Origin of the sequence: Gilliamella sp. B2785 (genome assembly GCF_026537005.1) — a bacterium.
Taxonomy (GTDB): Bacteria; Pseudomonadota; Gammaproteobacteria; order Enterobacterales; family Orbaceae; genus Gilliamella; species Gilliamella apicola_E.
This window is the reverse complement of the sequence record NZ_JAFNNC010000002.1, coordinates 313342-335442: the sequence shown is the minus strand read 5'-3', so window position 1 is coordinate 335442 and position 22101 is coordinate 313342. Positions and strand designations below refer to the sequence as shown.

Annotated in this window: 18 protein-coding genes and 1 tRNA gene; 12 read left to right on the top strand and 7 right to left on the bottom strand. The window is 32.9% G+C overall.

Going from position 1 to position 22101, the window contains the following annotated elements:
• The first annotated feature begins 6 nt into the window (after window positions 1-6).
• Both mukE and mukB read left to right on the top strand, forming a co-directional pair.
• Window positions 7-732, top strand: a complete 726-nt coding sequence (mukE, locus tag J3U24_RS03750) for a chromosome partition protein MukE (protein ID WP_065562474.1) — start codon at window positions 7-9, stop codon at window positions 730-732.
• A 2-nt stretch (window positions 733-734) separates the two neighbouring features.
• Entirely contained in the window at window positions 735-5153 is a 4419-nt protein-coding gene (gene mukB / locus J3U24_RS03745) for a chromosome partition protein MukB (protein ID WP_416380470.1), read from the top strand.
• A gap of 365 nt (window positions 5154-5518) precedes the next feature.
• Here the strand turns inward: mukB and J3U24_RS03740 are convergent, their stop codons facing one another.
• The 6 genes from J3U24_RS03740 to secG all read right to left on the bottom strand — a co-directional run bounded on the left by J3U24_RS03740 (window position 5519) and on the right by secG (window position 12501).
• Window positions 5519-5962: a hypothetical protein gene (locus J3U24_RS03740; RefSeq protein ID WP_267330036.1), complete on the bottom strand. Its 444-nt coding sequence runs from the start codon at window positions 5960-5962 to the stop codon at window positions 5519-5521.
• 1159 nt (window positions 5963-7121) lie between these two features.
• The gene (locus J3U24_RS03735) at window positions 7122-7538 is read right to left on the bottom strand and encodes a hypothetical protein (RefSeq protein WP_267336700.1); all 417 of its coding nucleotides are present in this window, start codon (window positions 7536-7538) and stop codon (window positions 7122-7124) included.
• Between the two features lie 672 nt (window positions 7539-8210).
• Window positions 8211-9809: an SIR2 family protein gene (locus J3U24_RS03730; RefSeq protein WP_267336701.1), complete on the bottom strand. Its 1599-nt coding sequence runs from the start codon at window positions 9807-9809 to the stop codon at window positions 8211-8213.
• Window positions 9810-10584: 775 nt separating this feature from the next.
• On the bottom strand, window positions 10585-11835 hold the full coding sequence (locus tag J3U24_RS03725) for an integrase domain-containing protein (RefSeq protein WP_267336702.1): 1251 nt from the start codon (window positions 11833-11835) through the stop codon (window positions 10585-10587).
• 186 nt (window positions 11836-12021) lie between these two features.
• A tRNA-Leu gene (locus J3U24_RS03720) sits at window positions 12022-12107 on the bottom strand.
• Between the two features lie 7 nt (window positions 12108-12114).
• A complete protein-coding gene (gene secG, locus J3U24_RS11525; protein ID WP_065734794.1) occupies window positions 12115-12501 on the bottom strand; it encodes a preprotein translocase subunit SecG in 387 nt (128 codons plus the stop codon).
• Window positions 12502-12676: 175 nt separating this feature from the next.
• On the opposite strand from secG, the gene thiI reads away from it, so the two are divergent.
• The 4 genes from thiI (at window position 12677) to trmL (ending at window position 16880) form a co-directional block, all read left to right on the top strand.
• Window positions 12677-14125, top strand: a complete 1449-nt coding sequence (gene thiI, locus J3U24_RS03710) for a tRNA uracil 4-sulfurtransferase ThiI (RefSeq protein ID WP_267336703.1) — start codon at window positions 12677-12679, stop codon at window positions 14123-14125.
• 126 nt (window positions 14126-14251) lie between these two features.
• On the top strand, window positions 14252-14971 hold the full coding sequence (locus tag J3U24_RS03705; RefSeq protein ID WP_065734796.1) for a response regulator: 720 nt from the start codon (window positions 14252-14254) through the stop codon (window positions 14969-14971).
• 31 nt (window positions 14972-15002) lie between these two features.
• Window positions 15003-16376 (top strand): envelope stress sensor histidine kinase CpxA, encoded by a 1374-nt coding sequence (gene cpxA, locus J3U24_RS03700; RefSeq protein WP_141677497.1) that lies wholly within the window; start codon window positions 15003-15005, stop codon window positions 16374-16376.
• An 18-nt stretch (window positions 16377-16394) separates the two neighbouring features.
• Window positions 16395-16880, top strand: a complete 486-nt coding sequence (trmL, locus tag J3U24_RS03695; protein ID WP_267336704.1) for a tRNA (uridine(34)/cytosine(34)/5-carboxymethylaminomethyluridine(34)-2'-O)-methyltransferase TrmL — start codon at window positions 16395-16397, stop codon at window positions 16878-16880.
• A 158-nt stretch (window positions 16881-17038) separates the two neighbouring features.
• Here trmL and efp read toward each other — a convergent pair whose 3' ends face one another.
• Window positions 17039-17605, bottom strand: a complete 567-nt coding sequence (gene efp / locus J3U24_RS03690) for an elongation factor P (protein ID WP_034882790.1) — start codon at window positions 17603-17605, stop codon at window positions 17039-17041.
• 32 nt (window positions 17606-17637) lie between these two features.
• Between efp and epmB the strand changes: the two genes are divergently transcribed.
• The 6 genes from epmB to nudC all read left to right on the top strand — a co-directional run bounded on the left by epmB (window position 17638) and on the right by nudC (window position 22097).
• The gene (gene epmB / locus J3U24_RS03685; protein ID WP_065562354.1) at window positions 17638-18663 is read left to right on the top strand and encodes an EF-P beta-lysylation protein EpmB; all 1026 of its coding nucleotides are present in this window, start codon (window positions 17638-17640) and stop codon (window positions 18661-18663) included.
• A 148-nt stretch (window positions 18664-18811) separates the two neighbouring features.
• Window positions 18812-18952, top strand: coding sequence for a 50S ribosomal protein L34 (rpmH, locus tag J3U24_RS03680; protein WP_025314679.1), 141 nt, complete (start codon window positions 18812-18814; stop codon window positions 18950-18952).
• An 11-nt stretch (window positions 18953-18963) separates the two neighbouring features.
• On the top strand, window positions 18964-19314 hold the full coding sequence (gene rnpA, locus J3U24_RS03675; RefSeq protein ID WP_065562353.1) for a ribonuclease P protein component: 351 nt from the start codon (window positions 18964-18966) through the stop codon (window positions 19312-19314).
• Window positions 19287-19607, top strand: a complete 321-nt coding sequence (gene yidD, locus J3U24_RS03670; protein WP_081299466.1) for a membrane protein insertion efficiency factor YidD — start codon at window positions 19287-19289, stop codon at window positions 19605-19607. The genes rnpA and yidD overlap by 28 nt, the downstream gene beginning before the upstream one ends.
• Complete coding sequence (gene yidC / locus J3U24_RS03665) at window positions 19607-21235, top strand: membrane protein insertase YidC (RefSeq protein ID WP_267336706.1); 1629 nt, start codon at window positions 19607-19609, stop codon at window positions 21233-21235. Before yidD ends, yidC begins: the two co-directional genes overlap by 1 nt.
• 61 nt (window positions 21236-21296) lie before the next feature.
• Entirely contained in the window at window positions 21297-22097 is an 801-nt protein-coding gene (gene nudC, locus J3U24_RS03660) for an NAD(+) diphosphatase (RefSeq protein ID WP_065562351.1), read from the top strand.
• Window positions 22098-22101: the final 4 nt, after the last annotated feature.

The window sequence follows — 22101 nt, the reverse complement described above, 5'->3', positions numbered from 1 at the left end:
GAGGTTATGGGGCGTATTGCAGCAAGCTCTCAAGCGTCGATAGATAAGTTTATGCCGGTAAAATTAGCTCAAGCTATTGCCAATCCAATATTTCCGGAACTTGACAGTCTATTAAGGTCAGGTCGTCATATTGGTATCGATGAGCTTGATAATCATGCTTTTTTAATGGATTTCCAACTTGAGCTTGAACAGTTTTATCAGCGTTATAATGTTGAGCTTATTCGCGCACCGGAAGGATTTTTCTATCTTCGTCCTCGTTCAACTACTCTGATTCCACGTTCAGTATTATCTGAACTTGATATGTTAGTCGGTAAAGTGCTTTGTTATCTCTATTTAAGTCCAGAGCGATTAGCACATGAAGGCATTTTTACCTTACAAGAACTTTTTGATGAGCTTGTTTCATTAGCGGATGAAAGTAAATTATTGAAACTAGTCAATCAGCGTTCTACAGGCTCGGATTTAGATCGCCAAAAATTATTTGATAAAGTAAAAACTGCATTAAATCGATTACGTCGACTTGGTATGATCTTCTTTATTGTAGGTAATGATAGTAGCCGTTTTCGTATTAATGAATCTATATTCCGATTCGGAGCTGATGTGCGTAGCAGTGATGATGCTCAAGAAGCACAATTACGCCTGATTCGCGATGGTGAAGCGATTAAAATTGAATCATCACTTATATTAGATGATGATAATAGTGATGATGAAGATGTTAATGAGGAGATTGAATAATGATAATGGGACACGGTAAATTTCACTCATTAACCTTAATTAATTGGAACGGTTTTTTTGCTCGAACGTTTGAGCTTGATCAGCTTGTCACCACACTTTCTGGTGGTAATGGTGCTGGTAAATCAACCACTATGGCAGCATTTGTCACTGCATTAATCCCAGATTTAACCTTATTACATTTTAGAAATACAACTGAAGCTGGAGCAACTTCGGGTTCTAGAGATAAAGGTTTACATGGTAAATTAAAGCCAGGCGTGTGTTACTCGATGCTGGATGTAATTAATTCTCGTAATCAACGGATTATCTGTGGTGTGCGTTTGCAGCAGGTTGCTGGTCGTGATAAAAAAGTTGATATTAAACCTTTTTTAATACAAGGTTTGCCTGTCAATATTACTCCAACAGAATTAGTAACAGAGCGCTTAAATGAAAAACAGGCTAGAATTTTATCTTTACCAGAATTAAAAGATAAGATTGAATCAATGGAAGGGGTTATCTTTAAGCAATTTAATTCCATTACTGATTATCATTCAGTAATGTTTGATTTTGGTATTTTACCTAAAAGGTTACGTTCTTCATCTGATCGAAGTAAATATTATCGTTTAATTGAAGCTTCTCTTTATGGTGGGATTTCTAGTGCTATAACCCGATCATTACGTGATTATTTATTACCAGAAAATAGTGGTGTTAGAAAAGCATTCCAAGATATGGAAGCAGCACTTCGTGAAAATCGGATGACACTTGAAGCTATTCGAGTTACACAATCAGATCGTGATTTATTCAAACATCTCATTACTGAATCTACAAATTATGTGGCTGCTGATTATATGCGTCATGCTAATGAGCGTAGAGTTCATATCGAGTCCGTTTTAGGACTACGTCGAGGTATGTTCAAAACGCAAGATCTGCTTATCAGTAATCAGTATCGACAAGTTGAGATGGCAAAAGAGCTTAAAGAATATCAAGATGCTCAAGGCGATTTAGAGACCGACCTTCAGGCAGCAAATGATCATCTTAATCTTGCACAAACTGCTTTGCGTCAACAAGAAAAAATTGACCGCTATCAAGCAGATTTAGATGATCTTAATATAAAACTTGAAGAGCAAAATGAAGTTGTATTTGAAGCAAATGAACAGTATCAAACTTACCGAGATCAAGTTGAACAGACAGAACAAGAAGTTGATGAGATTAAAACTCAATTAGCAGATTATCAACAAGCTTTGGATGTACAACAAACTCGAGCTATTCAATATCAGCAAGCAATTCAAGCTCTGAAAAATGCCCAACAACTATGCCAATTGCCTAAATTAGGTATAAGCAATGTTGAAAATCACTATGAAGTTTTTCAAGAAAAACAAAAAGAAGTTACTGAAAAATTATTAGAATTGGAGCAGAGAGTTAGTGTTTCTGATGCTGCAATAAGTCAATTTGATAGAGCGTATCAACTAGTTGTTAAGTTGGTTGGCGATGTAGTACGAAGTGAAGCATGGAGTGCTGCTAGAGAAGCATTAAAACAATGGCCTTCACAATGTTATCAAGCTGAGCAAGCAGAACATTTACAGCTACAATTAGATGAATTAGAACAACGCTTTTTTGAACAAAAAGAAGCTGAATCATTACTAACTCAATTCTGTAAGCGTTTTGGTCGTCAAATCAATTATGATGAACTTGATGAATTAAAACAAGAACTTGAAGTTCAATTGGATCAAAATGCCGAGCTTGCTAACGAATCAAGTGAAAAACGAATTGAATTTAGGCAAGAATTTGAGCAAATACAAACAAAAATAAGTGACTATCGTCAAAAAGCCCCATTATGGTTAAAAGCTCAAGATGCACTTATAGCATTGCAAGAACAAACACAACAAACTTTTACTAATAGTCAATCAGTTACTCAGCATATGCAACAACTGCTTGAACAGGAACGTGCTTTAGTTACTCAGCGTGATCAAATAAACTTCAAACGAAATCAACTTGATACGCAAATAGAACAACTTAATCAACCAAGTGGTGTTGATGACGGACGTTTATCTGTTTTAGCTGAACGATTCAATGGTGTTTTACTTTCTGAAATTTATGAAGATGTAACAATTGATGATGCACCTTATTTTTCAGCATTGTATGGTCCGTCAAGGCAAGCCATTGTGGTACCGGATTTATCATTAGTCAAAGCACAACTCGAAAGCCTTACTAGCAGTGAAGAAGATTATCCTGAAGATATCTATTTTATCGAAGGTGATCCATCATCATTTGATGATAGCGTATTTGATTGTGAAGAGATGAATAAATCGGTTCTTGTTAAAACAGGTGATCGTCAATGGCGTTTCTCAAGTTTTCCTAAAGTTCCTTTGTTTGGTCGAGCTGCACGTGAAATACATCTTGAGAAATTATCAGCTGAACGTGATGAGCTACATGAACTTTATGCAACAATTTCGTTTGACCTTCAAAAATTGCAACGTATTGAGCAAAATGTTGGGCAGTTTATTGGTGAATATTTATCTGTAGCTTTTGATATCGATCCAGAAGCCGAAGTACAAAAACTAACAACACGACGCAATGAAATTGAACGCCAATTATTAGCACAAGAAAGCATTGATAAACAAAACCAACAGCAAGTGGCAATTTGTAAAGAGCAGCTAGCTACAGTTAATCGATTAGTTGCTCAGATGCATTTATTGGCTGATGATGATTTAGCCGATCGAGTTGATGATTTACGAGAACAAGTGGCTGAAGCGCAAGAAGCTGCGCAATATGTGAGTCGTCATCGTCATACTGTTTCGGAATTAGAACCAATTATTGCTGTGTTACAAAGTGATCCTGAACAGAATGAATCACTACGTGAGCAATATAATACTATCAAAGCTCAGCAACAAACTATTCGTCAACAAGTTTTTGCCTTAACCGAAGTCATGCAACGCCGTGCGCATTTTAGCTATGAAGATTCGGCTGGAATGCTAAATGAAAATAGTGATTTGAATGAAAAACTACGTTCTCGACTTGAGGTGGTTGAAGCACAGCGTACTGAAGCACGTAGCCAGATGCAACAGTATCAAGATAAATACAATCAATATAATCAAACTCTTGCTTCTTTGAAAAGTGCATTTGAAACTAAACGTGACATGCTCAATGAGTTGCATAAAGAGGTTGAACAAATAGGTGTTAAAGCAGATACAGCAACCGAAGAACGAGCACGTATTCGTCGTGATGAAATTCATCAAAAACTTAACAGTAATCGCCAACAATGCTCATCGCTTGAAAAACAACTTATTATGTGCGAAAGCGAAATGACACAAATGCAAAAACGTTTAGCACAAACACTACGTGATTATAAACAATTACGTGAACAAGTTGTGGAAGCGAAAGCAGGGTGGTGTTTAGTTTTACGATTAGTTAAAGAAAATAGCGTTGAACGAAGGTTACATCGTCGAGAATTAGCTTATCTAAGTGCTGATGAATTGCGCTCTATGTCAGATAAGGCACTCGGTTCATTGCGTCTAGCAGTAAATGATAATGAACATTTACGTGATGTATTAAGATTATCCGAAGATCCAAAACGACCAGAGCGTAAAATACAATTTTATATTGCGGTTTATAAACATCTTCGTGAACGAATTCGTCAAGATATTGTTAAAACGGATGACCCAATTGAAGCTATTGAGCAAATGGAAATTGAGTTATCACGATTAACTGAAGAACTTACCTCACGTGAACAGCAATTGGCAATTAGCTCAAAAAGTGTGGCTAATATTATTCGTAAAACTATTCAACGAGAGCAAAACCGTATTCGTATGCTTAATCAAGGTCTGCAAGCGGTGGCATTTGGTCAGGTAAATGGTGTACGTCTTAATGTTAGTATCCGGGAAGCTCACTCTTCGTTATTAGCAGCATTAGCTGATGATCAAAACGAGCATCAAGATCTGTTTAGTAATAATCGTATTACTTTCTCAGAAGCATTAGCTAAACTTTATCAACGCTTGAATCCTCATATTGATATGGGGCAGCGAACTGCGCAAAATATAGGTGAAGAATTGCTTGATTATCGAAACTATCTGGAAATGGATGTTGAAGTTAATCGTGGCGCTGATGGCTGGTTACGTGCTGAAAGTGGTGCATTATCAACAGGTGAAGCAATCGGTACAGGTATGTCGATCCTATTGATGGTGATTCAAAGTTGGGAAGAAGAATCTAAACGCTTGCGTAATAAAGACATATCACCTTGTCGTTTATTATTCCTAGATGAAGCAGCCCGACTTGATGCTAAATCAATTGCAACGCTCTTTGAACTTTGCGAAAGATTGGAAATGCAACTTATTATTGCAGCGCCAGAAAATATCAGTCCGGAAAAAGGTACAACGTATAAATTAGTACGTAAAGTCATTAATAACCAAGAACATGTTCATGTGGTTGGTTTAAAAGGCTTTGCATAATTTAATTTAACAAACTAATTCGCCGACTTTATGTCGGCGATATATGGTAGCGTTCAATCTAATCAAAAAGTATGATTGGTATTTGCCTCGTTTAAAATAATAAAATAGGCTACAAACTATTTATACTCTTTTTGATGTGCTTTACAGGATTTTAAAGAATCCTGCTGAATATTGAATTGGTGAATGGGTGGCGGCTCTTTTAAACCTCATGAATACTTCAGAACAATAACATATGCAGCATAATTAGCCAATGGCCAAATTTTTCACTAATGTATGTATCCTATCTATTAATAATAGTTGCTCAAAATTTGTTACTAATAAATATTAAAGTATCTATAAGCAAATTAAAGTGTTATTCCTGATACTTATTTTATTCTATTACAAACTGATTCGATTTTAGATCTAAAATCAATAGTATCTGTGTGATTATTGAGTTTTTTTATGCGTTTCGTTATTATGATGTTAAATGAGTCGTTATCCTTGATTTCTAAAGATTGTTTCAGAGTGCAATTTGATTCATAACATATTTCATTTACTGTACTGTTAAAGCCGTTGACATCGATAGTTTGTTTTGTTCCATCATTTTTAATTTCGTAAAACTTATCATCTAATATTCTATATTTCATTGTAAAATCTTCAGGCTCAGTGGTATGTTTAAGCTCTTCTTCTGGGGATACATTTAGCCCTATACCATATATCGCAGTGCATTGCCAATCGCCCACAAGATATTCTTTGAGAACTTTATTATCACTCTCACCACAACCGAATAGAATTAGACTAACCATGCTTATAAGAATAAAATTTTTCATAACATTCCTTTGTTTTTGAATAATAATATGAGAATTATTCTTCAATATCAACTAGATGTTAAACTTTGCATTAATGAAATTTTCATTTTCTATCAAACCTTATCAATATGACTATGTAGACTTTCAATTTCAGTCAAAGGGTATTTCTAATTATTTTATTTATTACTATTTTTTGACGGTTCTTTTGCCCTTTTATGAATGTACTTTTTTCATTTAATAACCAAGTGATTAGCCTAATTTTTGAGAGAGCTAAAGAGTTGTTTAAGCCTGTATTGTATATATTAAATATAAACATGATATCTTCTTGAATTGAAGGAAGGAATTCCCAAACCGCTTATAAACACCCCATTAAGATAAAAAACTAAAAGATGGTTAGATTCGCGTTCATTTGAAGTTACTTCCGCTGATTGTTGTTGCATGTGTAGTACTTCTTTCGCCTCTGTAGGATTTGCAAACTGCTTTTAAACTTTCACTACTGCCATATTGCGACAGCAAACACACTTTCTTGTAATTTAGTTGTTTTGATTTGAGCATCTGTTAATGGGGAAGTTTTAATAACCATTTTTCACATTTGGAGGGATCTAATTATAAGGGTACTTTATCCTACCCCTAAATATACCCTATTATTTTTGGTTGTAAGTTTGTCTTACTGATACTTGGCAGAATAGCAATACATGCTATAAGCCTTATTTATACCAGTTTTGATGTGGTTTAAAGGATTTGAAAGAATATCTCTGAATATTGATTTGGTGTTTGGAGGGACTTGAAAAGAATTGTTTAATCCCTTTTTGAAATGTTTTTTTTGTAATTTATTCGTATAACTAAAACGAAAAGTGACTCCTTAAATTAGATATTATTTCCCTGATAAGCAAATCATAAGGATTAAGAAAATCGGGTTAGCGTTAAAAAGAAAGAGGACAAGTGGATTGGATGACTAAAATCTGTAGAAATTTACCCATCCGACCATAAAAATAAAATTTTATAAAAAAGTATTTATAAGTATACGCGAATTTTTCAACCCCATTCCTTATAAGGCTTCAAGCTAGTGAACACTTAGCGCAACAGCGTACACTAGTTTTCACTAGCATTAGATAAAATCATTTGATTAACAATTGATTTTATGTTGTATGGATTTTTATGCAAGTGTACACCTTTTGTTTTAAGTACGTGTTGAAAGAGTACGAACAATTGTTTGCAAAGATGGAATTAATGCAATCATTAACAAAATGAATAAAATTCCTGTAATTACTACAGAAATTATGAAAAGATTTACAAATGATCTTTCTTTGTTCATATCAATATTTTTTCTTTTTATATACCACCTTATACATTTAAAAAAAACATTGATAGACCATATGAAACAGGTAACCATCAATAATGGAGTAGATATGAAGTTTCCTAAAGAATGTGGTAAAAAGGACGCTAGAATTGTAGCTACTAAAATACACACACCTAAATTTCTAATTGCCTCAATAAATTTATCTGTATATATAATGGTGTTATCTAATTCTGGTAATAATTCCTTAAAAGAGCTTGTTAATTTGAATTCTTTACCAAAGATTTTTATTTTTTTCATATCTAAATTTCCTTATAAATAAAAAACGCTCAAATTAAGCGGTTTATATTATAATAAATACTAACAACTAACTAGGTTCTTCTGCTCTTGGTAACTAGTCTTTGCTTATTTTTAAGTTTATTTCTAATGTTCGGGGATCAGCCTAGACGCAAATAATATTTTTAACATACAGTTATATATATTATAGCAATGTGTTTATATACATTGAATAAACTATGTTAAAATTACAAAGCCAAAAATAATACTTAAGCATTATTAAATGAGAGAAGTTGTAAAAGGCAATAATAAATATATGAACCGTCAGGCTGTTTCAAAGCATTACGGGCATTTATCAGCAAGGTTATGAATAGCCTTTGTTGGGCTTTGAAATTTAATTCGATTAATACATATTTATAGATAATATTAATTAATAAAAAATTTTTTCTGAATACTTTCTGTATACTAATGGAAATAAAATAATAATATATGTTTATACATATCTAATAAAATTTCAATCATAAAAAATCCAACTTTAAAACTAATTTAGTAATGATAAAAACTGTATTGCAATTAAAAATGAATTCATTTAGAATCATGATCGGTTCGCCACACTAGGGGAGCTATCCCACCTTCGTATGGGATTACATAAAGGTTAACGCCCTGTGAAATTATATATTTCACGGGGTTTAATTATCAAACACGTTCAATGTCCCCGTTAACTAATAAATCATAAGCACAAAATAACTTCCTCAATCCCGTTTTAATATCTCCTTGGTTTGTTTTAAATTCTTTTATACCTTCTGTTGTAATATATTTTTTTATTTCTTCAATTGGTATATTTTTTATGTTTTTAATTATAATTTGTGTTTCTTTAAAGGGACCAACATTACTATTTTTAATATCCGATATTGAATTAAAAACTTTACTACTATTGACTTTATCTAGTTTTATACTATCCATTATTTTAGACAGACTACCTTGATTTTTGATTCTATTATTGATTTTCACTTTTTCATGATTTTTTAATTTTATATTTTTCGTTTTTAATTTTTTTATCTGTTTTGCAAAAGGAATCCAACAGTTATGAGGACTTGCTGTTAAAACCTTTATGGATGATTCTAATCCTATTTGATTATTTTCTAAAATATAATCTTCAATATATTGTTCATTGTTTACATGAGCGTAAACTAAGGCTTTATCACCTATAGCAACTACTAAATTTTTACCTTCTATTATACTTTTTTCTAAATTTTCAATATCACTTGGTGAAACAAGTATCTTATCTAGATTACCTTTATGTCCTTCATTGACAATTAAATCTCTAATTATTCTTTTATATCTTAATATCTCGGACGGAGTTAATCCTTCATTAATTTCTGAAATATCTTGGAATATTTTTTTATAATTATCAGTTCTAATTTCTATATATGGTATATTTTTATCATTTTTAGAATAGCGTGGATCTATATCCATTTTATTTTTTTCATATTGAACTACAATTATTCTTTCTGCTGATTTTCTATCATCTTCTTTTGGAAATTGTGAAGAAAAATCGGTTAATAATTTTTGTATATTTCTATCTGTTAACGAATAACCTAAAAAAATTATTGGTGTATTAATTAAATTGGATAATATTTTAGCACTAATCAAAACTGAATTTTTATCATAATTTTCATAATCAAGTTGATTAATGACTATAGAATTAGGATCAGTTACATCACCATGTATTTTATATAATTCAGCCCATCCAATAGTATCATCAAAAAAACCTTTGTTTCCTATATATTTTTGAAATTCAATGTGTTTACTTTTTAATAATATTTCAATGAAAGGATCGTAATTAGTTGTTATGATTATTTTAGCTTTTTTTAAAAATTCTATAAAAAAACTTAATTCTTCTTTATCTATATCATTTCTAATATTACACACTGAAAAACGCTGACATATAGAATATTTCAAAGGTGAAATATCATTTTTATAAGCTATTTCAGGTGTTAAGCCCTCAATTTGTAATTCATTATTATTGAACATTGTATTAAATTTATCTTCTATAAAATCAGCTACGGAGGTATTAATTTTGTGAGTTAATTCTTCTCCAGAGAATGATTTTGAATAATCTTTTTTGAGGGAGGTTAAATAACTATAATATCCTGTTGATTGATTTGTTTGATTCCAATAACTTTCTAATAATTCATTCCAGTTGGGAAAATTATCTAAAAATCGTTTAGATATGCCAGAACCTATAAAAACGATAGGATATTTCTTTATTTTATTAAAAATAGTTGTAGTCATAACACAATCTCTAAATATAATATTCATCAATAAATTTTGAACAATCTATTTTAAGGTTGAAGTTTTATAATATTTTAAGTCTATCAAAATTAATTATTCAATAAAGCAATTTTTTCTATTATTCACTGTTTAAACTAATCAATAAATTCAAACTAGTTTCAGCTTGTAACATTGATAGATATATAGAAATATTTTCTTTATAAGAATACAACAATTTTAAATCTTTGTTATTTGAAAATTATTCACATAAACAACGGTTTTGATTAGCGTCCATTAATTTAAAGTTTTTTCACTGGATACCTATTTTTATTGTGAATAATTGTTTTGAAAAACAACCCTCATGCAATTAAAGTAATAATATTGCTTCTAACATGTCCTTAAATTCTTCAAGCAAGTAGGGAGGGGAAGTAAATTTCTATAACTCTAATCTTTCTACACCCCTTACCCTCATTTTTGTGCAGCACCAGCACCGCGAATTGAAATAATTTTTTTAGATTTTATTTATTTATTTTCACTATATTAATAGCTGTTTAATAATATTATATAAATCAATTTGATAACTATAGGATTAAGATTATATTTGAATGCAAATAGTAGTGAACACTTTTAATGAAAAGTTAAGAATAATAGGGGAGTAAGTATAAAAAAACAGTTTAATAACTGGCATATGTAAAGGGTAATATTTGAAAAAGCAACCCTCACATTTGAGGAGTGGATCTTATTAATAATTGAAAGCGTAACTCAAATATGAGGTAGGATATGTAACGCGGTATAGTTAATGATTAACTAGCTTTAAATTGCGGTTACCTGATAGTGAGACATTCCCTTTACTGGCTTGCTCGACAAAATCGCCCCACCAGTCAAGCATAATGCGTTTTTTTTGTTCATACTCAGCCTTGTTGTAAGCTCGTCTTACTGCGTTTTTATCAACATGGGATAGCGCGCTTTCAATGACATCATAATTAAAGCCTTGTTCGTTTAAAGCAGTACTAGCTAAAGCTCTTAATCCATGCGCAACTAACTTATCTTTGTATCCCATGCGTTTTATTGCCATATTAGCGGTTTGGCTACTCATTGGCTTGTTATAAGGTGGTCTTGCTGTTGGGAAAATGAATTCACTTTTATTGTTGATAGATTTCATTATATCGAGGATTTTGATTGCTTGTGGCGATAAAGGTATATTGTGGGGTCTATCCATTTTCATGCGTTCGGCAGGAATGCTCCATATTTTCTTATTAAAATTTATTTCGTCCCACCTCGCCCCTACAGCTTCGCTAGGTCGCGTTAATGTGAGTAATTGCCATTCAATCACGCATCGTGTTTGTAACTCAATACCAGCCATAGATAAGGCTTGCATAAACTGCGGTAACTCAGTAGGGGATATGGTAGGCTGATTTTTTACTTTCGGGCTGTTAAATACATCGGTAATTTTAGCAAGAGGATTATTATCAATAATTCCCATATTGACAGCATAATACATTATTTCGTTGATTCGCCTACAAACTCTCTTTACTGTCTCGTATTTATTATTGTTATTTAATGGTTGTAAAGCATTGATAGCCTTAATTGCGGTTACTTGGTTTATAGGAATGTCTTTGATGTAAGGGAATACATGATTTTCTAATGAACGCCAAGCCTTTTTTAAAGTTTGTTCTTCTAATCCTTGTTCTGTTTTGAACTTAAACCACCGTTCAGCCATGGAGTAGAATGTATTGCAGATTGCTTCTTGCTTAAGTTGTTCTTGTTCCGCTTTATGTTCTTGGGGGTCTATGCCTTGCTTAATTAATTCGCGTGCTTCCTCGCGTTGTTTTCGCGCTTGTTGTAGCGAAACTTCTGGATATTTACCAAAAGATAATAATGTCTCTTTATTTGATATGGGTTTTTTATATTTAAATCGCCATAATTTAGCTCCTGACGATTTGACTAACAAAAAAAGACCTCCACCATCAAAATACTTTTTATCCTTACTATTGGCTTTTAATGCTTTTATTTGTGTATCAGTCAAAGGGGTAGTTTTAATAGCCATTTTTCACCTTTGGGGGTATCTAATTATAAAGGCACTTTATCCTACCCCCAAATATACCCCCATTATTTTTTTGTTGTAAATGTATCTTACTGATGCTTACGAAATAGCAAAACAGGCTTTAAGCCTTGTTTATACTGGTTTTGATGTGGTTTAAAGAATTTTAAAGAATGTTACTGAATATTGAATTGGTGCCGTGGGCGGGACTTGAACCCGCATGCCCTTAGAGCACTACCCCCTCAAGATAGCGTGTCTACCAATTTCACCACCACGGCGCCGTTTTTATTCTGGAATATCTGAAGTCGGATTAATACTCTGTGGCTGTATAACTGGATCAGTAGTTGGAATTACTTGCCTATTACTGTTCGAGTCTTCTGTACTTTGCTGTGTAGTTGTATTATCGCCAACATTTTTGAAATCATCGCTGATATTAGTTGTTTTTGAGCTACCAATATTAGACAAAATAATACTTAATGCAAAAAATAATACGCCTAATATTGTCGTTGTACGTGTAAGGAAGTTTCCACTACCTGATGAGCCAAATAGAGTCGCAGATGCACCCGCACCAAAAGATGAGCCCATGTCAGCACCTTTTCCGCGCTGTATTAACACTAAAACGATTATCGCAAGTGCGATAATTAAATAACCTATAATTAATAGTTCGTACATTTCAACCTGTCAATTTTATGTTATAGAACAGAATTTATTGATGCGAAATATTAGCGAAAGAGTGAGCAACAAGCAAGTATATTTTGTTATTTTCTGTATTTATCATAATCAATTGTACGTTTTTAGGGAAAAATAAGTATAATGTCGCCATTTTTAGTCTCGCAAATTCTGTTGTATGAAATTTATAGTTAAACTTTTTCCTGAAATCACGATCAAAAGTGAATCTGTTCGTTTACGTTTTATTAAAATATTAACGAGCAACATCCGTAATATTTTAAAACATTCAATTGATGATGTTGCAGTTATTCGTCATTGGGATTTTATTGAAGTTCGCCCTAAAGTTGTAAATAGTGAAAGTCAAATCTTAGAACTATTAACTCGAATTCCTGGTATTCACCATATATTAGTAGTTGAGGAGCTTAGTTTTGTCGATCTGCATGATATATATGAAAAAGCGTTTAATCATTTTGCCCCTTTAATTGAGAATAAAACATTTTGTGTCAGAGTAAAACGTCGTGGTAAGCATGAGTTTACTTCAATTGATGTAGAGCGTTATGTTGGTGGTGGGCTAAATCAACATGTTTCGACAGCTAAAGTAAAATTAACTCGTCCGGATATAACAGTTAATCTTGAGATAGATAAAGATAAGCTATTATTAGTTAAAGAGCGCCATGCAGGAATTGGTGGTTTTCCTACAGGAACTCAAGAAGATGTTATTTCTCTTATTTCTGGCGGATTTGATTCTGGTGTGTCGAGCTATATGTTTATTCGACGAGGTTGCCGAGTCCACTATTGCTTCTTTAATTTAGGTGGAAAAACTCATGAAATTGGCGTTAAACAAATGGCTCATTATTTGTGGAAGAGATTTGGTTCTTCTCATAAAGTTCGTTTTATCGCCATTGATTTTTCGAATGTAGTAGGTGAGATTCTTGAGAAAATTGACGATGGGCAAATGGGCGTTATTTTAAAACGGATGATGATTCGTGCTGCTTCAATGGTTGCTCGACGTTATAATGTTGAAGCGTTGATTACTGGCGAGGCATTGGGGCAAGTATCAAGCCAAACTTTAACTAATTTACGTTTGATCGATAATGTGAGTGATACTTTAGTTTTACGTCCACTAATAACGTATGATAAAGAAACTATAATTAACCTTGCTCGTCAAATCGGTACTGAAGATATCGCTAAGACAATGCCAGAATTTTGTGGTGTGATATCAAAAAATCCTACTGTAAAAGCGGTTAAAGAGAAAATAGAAGAGGAAGAACAACATTTTGATTTCTCTATATTAGATAAAGCAGTTGAAGAAGCCGAAAATATTGATATTCGTGAAATTGCTAAACAGACTGACAACACAATTACACAAGTCGATATGGTTTCAACATTAGAAGAGAATCAAATTATAATTGATATTCGTTCACCTGAGGAACAAGAGGATAACCCATTAGAAATTGAAAATGTCGATGTTAAGCTCATCCCGTTTTATAAATTGGCGACGCAATTTGGCGATCTAGATCAATCAAAACAATATTTATTGTATTGTGCTAAAGGTATTATGAGTAAATTACAAGCACTTTATCTTATTGAACAAGGATTTAGTAATATAAAAGTGTTTAAACTATAAATCTTAACAATTATTTACGACATTCTTTCATTTTATCTATATAATATTTTTAAAAATATAAAATAAATTTACAATAATCAAAAACCAATATAAAAGTTATAAATTTCTTAATTAATGAGGGTAGTAATGAACAAATTGCTCGTAGTTGATGATGATCCAGAAATTGCCTCAATGTTATGTGAATTATTAGAATTAGAAGGATTTGAAGTCGTAATAGCTAATAATGGTGTTCAGGCTTTAGATAAATTTGATAGTAGCATTGACCTAATATTACTTGATATTATGATGCCAGAAATGAATGGGCTAAGTGTATTATCTCAACTGAGAAATAAATATACCGTTCCAGTAATTTTCTTAACAGCTAAAGATAACGAATTTGATAAAATTATTGGGCTTGAGCTTGGTGCTGATGATTATATCTTAAAGCCATTTAATGATCGGGAGCTTATTGCTCGTATCAACGCATTATTACGTAGGAAACGTTGGGATAATATGGCTGTAACTTCTGGTGAGAAGTCAGTTCAATATACCATTGATAAACTTACCGTTAATCGAAAACAGCAATCTGTTTCATTTGATGATAAATATATTGAATTAACGGGTACTGAATTCCAAATATTATTGCAACTTCTTGAAAATGCTGGAAAAATCATTTCAAGGGATGATTTAAGCGAAAACGTATTAGGTAAAGAATTTTTACCTTTAGCTCGTTCAATTGATGTTCATGTTTCTAATTTGCGTAAAAAACTTCCTCCTCGTAGCGATGGTTTACCATGGATTAAAACATTACGTTCAAAAGGATATCTGTTTGTTGTAGATCAAAATGATGATGTATTACAAAACTAGCTATTTCTTCATATGGTAAGAGTATATGTGGATCTTTGATCGCCTAACAATTAGAATTTTCACAATATTCTTACTTACTATTGCTTTCTTTCTTATTCTGGTAATGGCCTTGCCAAAGCTAGACTCCCGAAATTTAACCTATTTAGCCAATAAAGATAAAGAAAGTGGCAATCTACTGGCTAAAGAAATCGAAAAAGATTTAACCAAGATACCTAAAGATAGTTTCCGTTGGTGGATGAGATTCATTGTTGTAATGGATAATCATCAAAAGGCTGGGCAACTATTATTTATTGTTACACCCAATCAACAAATTATCACAGCAGATACTAATAATATTGATTTAGTAAAAAGTTTTAGTGAAAAATCCCACGATGTTGATGATCCTGCTAAGAAAATCTATGATAACCAAGAAATTATTGGTCCTTTCTTGCTTCATTATGCTAATGAAGACTATCAATTATTTTTATTACAACCTGCATCGGATATTCAGTCTCAATTTGTTAATTTAATATTTGATCATCCTTTCTTGCTTTTGACATTAACCATGTTGGCAAGTACGCCATTCTTGTTGTGGCTATCTTGGAGTATTGCTAGGCCAGCACGTGGATTGCGGTTGGCTGCTGAGCAAGTAGCTAAAGGTAATCTACAACAGTGGCCTGAACTCGAAAAAGTTGGATCATATGAATATAAAGCAGTGGGGGCAAGTTTTAACCGCATGCTTAGAGAGTTGAAAAGGATGCAAGAGTTACAGCAACAATTGTTTTCTGATATTTCTCACGAATTGCGGACACCATTAACTCGATTGCAATTAGCAACTTCACTGCTACGTCGTAAACAAGGTGAAAGTAACGAAGTTTTACGAATAAGTGATGAAGCGATAAAGCTTGATTCAATGATTGGTGATTTATTGTCATTAGCAAGGAATCAGCATGATAATAACGAAGTTCGTGAATATAAACAGTTAGATGAATTATTTAAAAATGTTTTAGATAATGCGACTTTTGAAGCTAATCAAATTTCAAAACAATTTTCAATTCTTACTCCCCCAACTAATAATACAATTTTGTGTTATCCAACGGCGTTATGTAGCGCGCTTGAAAATGTAGTAAGGAATGCATTTCGTTATTCAAATCAGCGAATTGATGTTAATTTTGTTATTCAACAACAAACTGCAATTATCACTATTGATGATGATGGGCCAGGTGTTGCTGATAGTGAGTTAGAGCAAATATTCAGGCCGTTTTATCGTACTAATGAAGCTCGTGATCGTGAGTCAGGTGGCACAGGTTTAGGTTTAGCCATTGTTTCTAACGCTATTACTCGAGATAATGGCACTGTTAAAGCAGAGAAAAGCCACTTAGGTGGACTTAGAATTGTGATAGTATTACCTCTTCAAAAATATTAACAGCTAAGAGAAATAATTGTGTCAGATGCATCTTTAAATATTGTTTTATTTGAACCTGAAATTCCTGCTAATACTGGTAATATCATTCGTTTGTGTGCTAACACTGGTTTTAATTTACATATTATTGAGCCAATGGGATTTTATTGGGATGATAAAAAATTGAGACGAGCAGGATTAGATTATCAAGAATTTGTTGATGTAAAACATTATAAAAATATTGAGTGCTTTTTAGATGAGAACCAACTTGATTTAGCTTCTCAAGTTTATGCCTTAACGACAAAAGGTCAAAAACCACACAGTGAAGTAAATTATAAATCAGCTGACTTTTTGATGTTTGGTCCAGAAACGAGAGGTTTACCAGCAAAAATTCTTGATGCATTGCCGCAAGATAGAAAAATTCGGATTCCAATGGTTGCTAATAGCCGAAGTATGAATCTGTCTAATTCAGTTGCAGTAGTTGTTTATGAGTCATGGCGACAGCTTAATTATATCGGGGCTAAATAAATTTAAATTTTGATTTTTAATTACCAAATAAATGAATTTTTTGCAGATGTTTAACTCAAAAACCCCGTTCCTCAACTCAAAAATTTAACTTAAATTTTTTTACTTAAAAAAAGAGGTCATATCGACCTCATTATTTAAATAATTATTTTGATGAATTACTATTTAACGCGAGAAACGTATTCACCTGAACGTGTATCAACTTTAAGTACTTCACCAATTTGCACAAATAAAGGAACACGTACAACTGCACCAGTTGATAATGTAGCTGGTTTACCACCCGTTCCCGCTGTATCACCTTTTAATCCTGGATCAGTTTCAATAACTTCTAATTCAACAAAGTTTGGTGGAGTAACAGCAATTGGTTGACCATTCCATAAGGTTAAAATACATTCCGCTTGATCGACTAGCCATTTAGCATTGTCACCTACAGCTTTTGCATCAGCAGAAAGTTGTTCAAATGTATCATTATTCATAAAATGCCAAAACTCACCATCGGTATAAAGATAAGTTAAGTTCATATCAACGACATCAGCCGCTTCAACAGATTCTCCTGATTTAAATGTTTTATCAACAGTTTTACCAGAAAGTAATTTTTTAATTTTTACACGGTTAATTGCTTGTCCTTTACCTGGCTTGTAAAATTCATTTTCAACAATTACACACGGCTCGCCATCTTGCATTATTTTAAGACCAGCTTTAAACTCATTAGTACTATAAGATGCCATAAAAGCTCCAACTATCATTCTGAATTACAAAAATGAGCCATATTATACAGCAAAATGTTGAACAACCAAATAAAGATGAGTGGATTTTTGATCTCGCTAATGTAGTGACAGATATCAAAAAGCTTTATCATTGTCTGGATTTAGATTCTGAGGAAATTTCTTTACCCATGTTACAGGCAAGAAAACAATTTCCACTTCGTGTGCCTATGGCTTTTATAAATCGAATGAAAAAAGGTGATCCTCAAGATCCTTTACTGCTTCAAGTACTTTGTGATGAACAGGAATTAATAAACGTACAGGGTTTTACTAAAGATCCTCTTGATGAGCAACATAACAATATTCCAGGATTACTACATAAATATCATAATCGCGCATTATTAATGACTAAAACTGCTTGTGCGATTAATTGCCGTTATTGTTTTAGGCGACATTTTCCTTATCATGATAATCAAAGTAACAAAAAGAATATTAGTATCGCATTAGAGTATATTGCACAGCATACCGAACTTGATGAAATTATTCTTTCGGGGGGCGATCCTTTAATGGCAAAAGATCATGAAATAGCTTTTTTAATAGCTGAATTAGAGAAATTTCGTCATATTAAGCGTTTACGTATTCATAGTCGTTTAGCGGTGGTGATACCTAATCGTATTACTTCTGAGTTGTGTCGATTATTTGCAAAAACACGTTTACAAGTTGTGTTAGTTACCCATATTAATCATCCGAATGAAATTGATAATAATGTAGCTCATGCCATCAAAGATTTAAAGAAAAGTGAGGTAACAGTACTAAATCAGAGTGTTTTATTAAAAAATATTAATGATGATGCTGATGTGCTAGCGAAGTTAAGTAATAAGTTATTTTCAATTGGTATTTTACCTTATTACATCCATTTATTAGATAAAGTACAAGGTGCGGCTCATTTTTTAGTCGATGATGATGAGGCCAAAAAAATCATGCGGCAATTGACAAAAAAACTATCGGGTTATTTAGTTCCAAAATTAGCGCGTGAAGTTGGTGGTGAAGCAAGTAAGCGAGTTTTAGCTATTAGTGATTAATGAAATTTGAAAAGGTCCTTACAATTTATGTTTCAAAATCCCGTTGACGAAAAATAAAATAGACTCTATAATTCGGACCTCTTTAATTAATGCTGTGGAGTTTATACTCTACAACTTGTTGATAAATTAGATTTGGATATAAATCGTCATGAAACGCACATTTCAACCATCAGTATTAAAACGCAATAGAACTCACGGTTTCCGTGCTCGTATGGCTACTAAAAACGGTCGTCAAGTTCTTGCTCGCCGTCGCGCTAAAGGCCGTGTTCGTTTAACTGTTGCTAGCTAATTTAAAGTTGAGTGACTAAACTCACTTTTCCTCGGGAGTTACGCTTGTTAACTCCCTTTGATTTTAATCATGTATTTCAAGAATCTATTCGTGCAGGTTCGCCTTTCCTGACTCTAGTTACACGTAAAAATAATCTAAGTCATCCCAGATTAGGCTTTGCTATAGCTAAAAAACAGGTTAAAAGAGCCCATGAGCGTAATCGTATTAAACGGTTAGTCAAAGAATATTTTCGTCACAACCAACATCAGTTTCCTAATATCGATTTTATTTTGATGGCTAAACAGCCTGTTATACAATTGAATAATCAACAATTAGTTGAGACATTAGATAAACTATGTCAGCAAATCATCAAAAAAAACTAAGTAAATTAATATTAATTGTCAAACAGCATGTTTATGCGGTTAAAGCTTTGATTATTAATGTTTTTGTTTTTGTTATTAGTTTATATCAACGTATCATTAGTCCGTTATTTGGTCCTAAATGTCGCTTTACTCCCAGCTGTTCACAGTATGCCATAATCGCATTAAGGCGATTCGGATTGATAAAAGGTGGTTGGCTAACGGTCAAACGTGTATTAAAATGTCACCCTTTACATGAAGGAGGTGAAGATTTTGTTCCTCCTAAGAAAACTAAAACCAATAGAGAAAAACACTAATGGGATCTCAACGTAATATATTAGTCATTGCTTTACTTTTCGTTTCTTTCCTGATTTGGAAAGCGTGGGTAGATGATCATGCACCAAAACCCCCAGTTGCTAACCAATTGACACAACAAATAGGTGAAGATAGTTCAACAGCGGATTCAGTGCAAGGTAAAACTATCACAATAAAATCTGATGTATTGTCATTAACGGTTAATACCTATGGTGGCGATGTGCAATCTGCTCAATTGTTGAAATATGAGCAGTCTCTTCATTCAGGTACACCTTTCCAACTACTTACTTCTAAACCTGATTTTATTTACATTGCTGAAAGTGGGTTAACAGGTAAAGATGGTCCAGACAATGCAACTCAAGGCTCAAAAAGACCATTATATCAAACTGATCAATCTGAATATGTTTTAGCTGATGGTCAAGATGAGTTGAAGGTTCCATTTACCTATCAAGTTAATGGTGTAACTTATACTAAATATTACATCTTACATCGTGATAATTATGCTGTTGATGTACAGTATGACGTGAACAATCAAACCCAAAGTCCGTTAGAAGTATCAATGTATGGTCAGTTGAAGCAGACTATTGAACTCCCTAAAGATGCCGTTACTGAAGGCGGTGGCGGATTAGGACTAAGCGCATTTCGCGGTACAGCTTATTCCAGTGCCAACACTAATTATAGTAAATATAGTTTCAGTGATATCAAAGATGATGCTTTAGAAGTCAAAACTGAAACTGGCTGGATTGCTATGTTGCAACACTATTTTGCTTCAGCTTGGATTCCTACGCAGGAACAAAATAATTTATTCTATTCACGTGCAACAGCTAACAATTCACAAGCAACAATTGGTTTTAAAGGTGAAACAACAGTTATTCAACCAGGTGAAACGAAATTAATTAATGCCAAATTATGGTTAGGTCCTGAAATTCAAAGTGAATTAAAAGAAACAGCTAATCATCTTGATTTAATCGTTGACTATGGTTGGTTATGGTTCTTATCTCAACCACTCTTTTACTTATTGAAATTTATCCATAGTTTTATTGGAAACTGGGGCTTTTCGATCATTGTGATCACTTTTATTGTGCGTGGTATTTTATTCCCATTAACACGAGCACAATATCGTTCAATGGCTAAAATGAAGTTATTGCAACCTCGTTTACAAGCATTAAAAGAGCGTTATGGTGATGATAGACAAAAAATGAGTATGGAAACAATGGCACTTTATAAACAAGAGAAAGTTAATCCTCTTGGTGGTTGTTTACCATTATTGATTCAAATGCCTATCTTCTTGTCATTATTTTACATGTTAGGTAATACGGTTGAGCTACGTCATGCTCCATTCGCTCTTTGGATCCATGACTTATCTGCACAAGATCCATATTATGTTTTCCCATTGTTAATGGGTGCAACTATGTTCTTAATTCAGAAGATGTCACCAACACCGGTTACCGATCCTTTACAACAAAAATTAATGACTTATATGCCATTAATCTTTACGGTATTCTTCTTATGGTTCCCATCAGGTTTAGTTTTATACTATATTGTAAGTAATTTATTTACGATTGCTCAGCAACGTATAATTTACTGGGAGCTTGAGAAAAAAGGTCTACACGAAAAGAAAAAGAAATAGTATTGCCAAAAAGGAGGATTAAGATCCTCCTTTTTAATAGTTATTTTTTGGTATTGATGTGATGAATATACAACAACAATTTAATTTAATTGGTAACGAAAAAGGTTATTGGTTTGTTAGTCAAAATGGGCGATTATGGTTGCCAAATGGCGAAGTTCCTCATGGTATTGCTAGTGAATTAGGTTTTACCAACAAACTAGCTCAACCAATTGGTGAGTGGAATGGGCAAACCGCTTGGTTGATTTGCCAAGAAATGAAAAACTCTATGTCAACGATTCGCCCCTTACTTAATAATGCTGATCAATCATTATTTAATATGGCTGGCAGGGCGGTACAATTGTCTGAGTTTTATCGTTCTCATAAATATTGTGGTTATTGTGGTCATGAGATGCATATTAGTAAAACAGAGTGGTGTTGTTTATGCAGTAATTGTCACCAACGTTATTACCCACAAATTTCCCCTTCAATTATCGTTGCTATTCGAGATAAAAATAAAATTTTATTGGCAAAGCATGTTAGGCATAATCAAGAAAATTTATATACCGTTTTAGCTGGTTTTACAGAGATTGGTGAAACAATGGAAATGACGGTTGCCCGAGAAGTGTACGAAGAGTCAAAAATAAAAATTAAAAATATTCGTTATATTGGTTCACAACCTTGGCCGTTTCCTAACTCCATGATGATGGCCTATTTAGCTGATTATGAGAGTGGTGAAATTACTATCGATAAAAATGAGTTAGTCGAGGCAAATTGGTATCATTATTCTCAATTACCTAAAATACCCGAATATGGCACGATAGCAAGACGTTTGATTGAAGATACAATTATACTTTGTCGTGAATATGATGAGTTTGGTGAGTAAAATT

What these genes read in the sequence shown, in the direction of transcription:
- secG (WP_065734794.1), bottom strand. Translation starts at nt 12,501, where the DNA reads ATGTACGAACTATTAATTATAGGTTATTTAATTATCGCACTTGCGATA.
- nudC (WP_065562351.1), top strand. Translation starts at nt 21,297, where the DNA reads ATGAATATACAACAACAATTTAATTTAATTGGTAACGAAAAAGGTTAT.
- thiI (WP_267336703.1), top strand. Translation starts at nt 12,677, where the DNA reads ATGAAATTTATAGTTAAACTTTTTCCTGAAATCACGATCAAAAGTGAA.
- J3U24_RS03735 (WP_267336700.1), bottom strand. Translation starts at nt 7,538, where the DNA reads ATGAAAAAAATAAAAATCTTTGGTAAAGAATTCAAATTAACAAGCTCT.
- J3U24_RS03705 (WP_065734796.1), top strand. Translation starts at nt 14,252, where the DNA reads ATGAACAAATTGCTCGTAGTTGATGATGATCCAGAAATTGCCTCAATG.
- efp (WP_034882790.1), bottom strand. Translation starts at nt 17,605, where the DNA reads ATGGCATCTTATAGTACTAATGAGTTTAAAGCTGGTCTTAAAATAATG.
- rpmH (WP_025314679.1), top strand. Translation starts at nt 18,812, where the DNA reads ATGAAACGCACATTTCAACCATCAGTATTAAAACGCAATAGAACTCAC.
- J3U24_RS03740 (WP_267330036.1), bottom strand. Translation starts at nt 5,962, where the DNA reads ATGAAAAATTTTATTCTTATAAGCATGGTTAGTCTAATTCTATTCGGT.
- yidD (WP_081299466.1), top strand. Translation starts at nt 19,287, where the DNA reads ATGTCAGCAAATCATCAAAAAAAACTAAGTAAATTAATATTAATTGTC.
- epmB (WP_065562354.1), top strand. Translation starts at nt 17,638, where the DNA reads ATGAGCCATATTATACAGCAAAATGTTGAACAACCAAATAAAGATGAG.
- J3U24_RS03725 (WP_267336702.1), bottom strand. Translation starts at nt 11,835, where the DNA reads ATGGCTATTAAAACTACCCCTTTGACTGATACACAAATAAAAGCATTA.
- J3U24_RS03730 (WP_267336701.1), bottom strand. Translation starts at nt 9,809, where the DNA reads ATGACTACAACTATTTTTAATAAAATAAAGAAATATCCTATCGTTTTT.
- mukE (WP_065562474.1), top strand. Translation starts at nt 7, where the DNA reads ATGGGGCGTATTGCAGCAAGCTCTCAAGCGTCGATAGATAAGTTTATG.
- yidC (WP_267336706.1), top strand. Translation starts at nt 19,607, where the DNA reads ATGGGATCTCAACGTAATATATTAGTCATTGCTTTACTTTTCGTTTCT.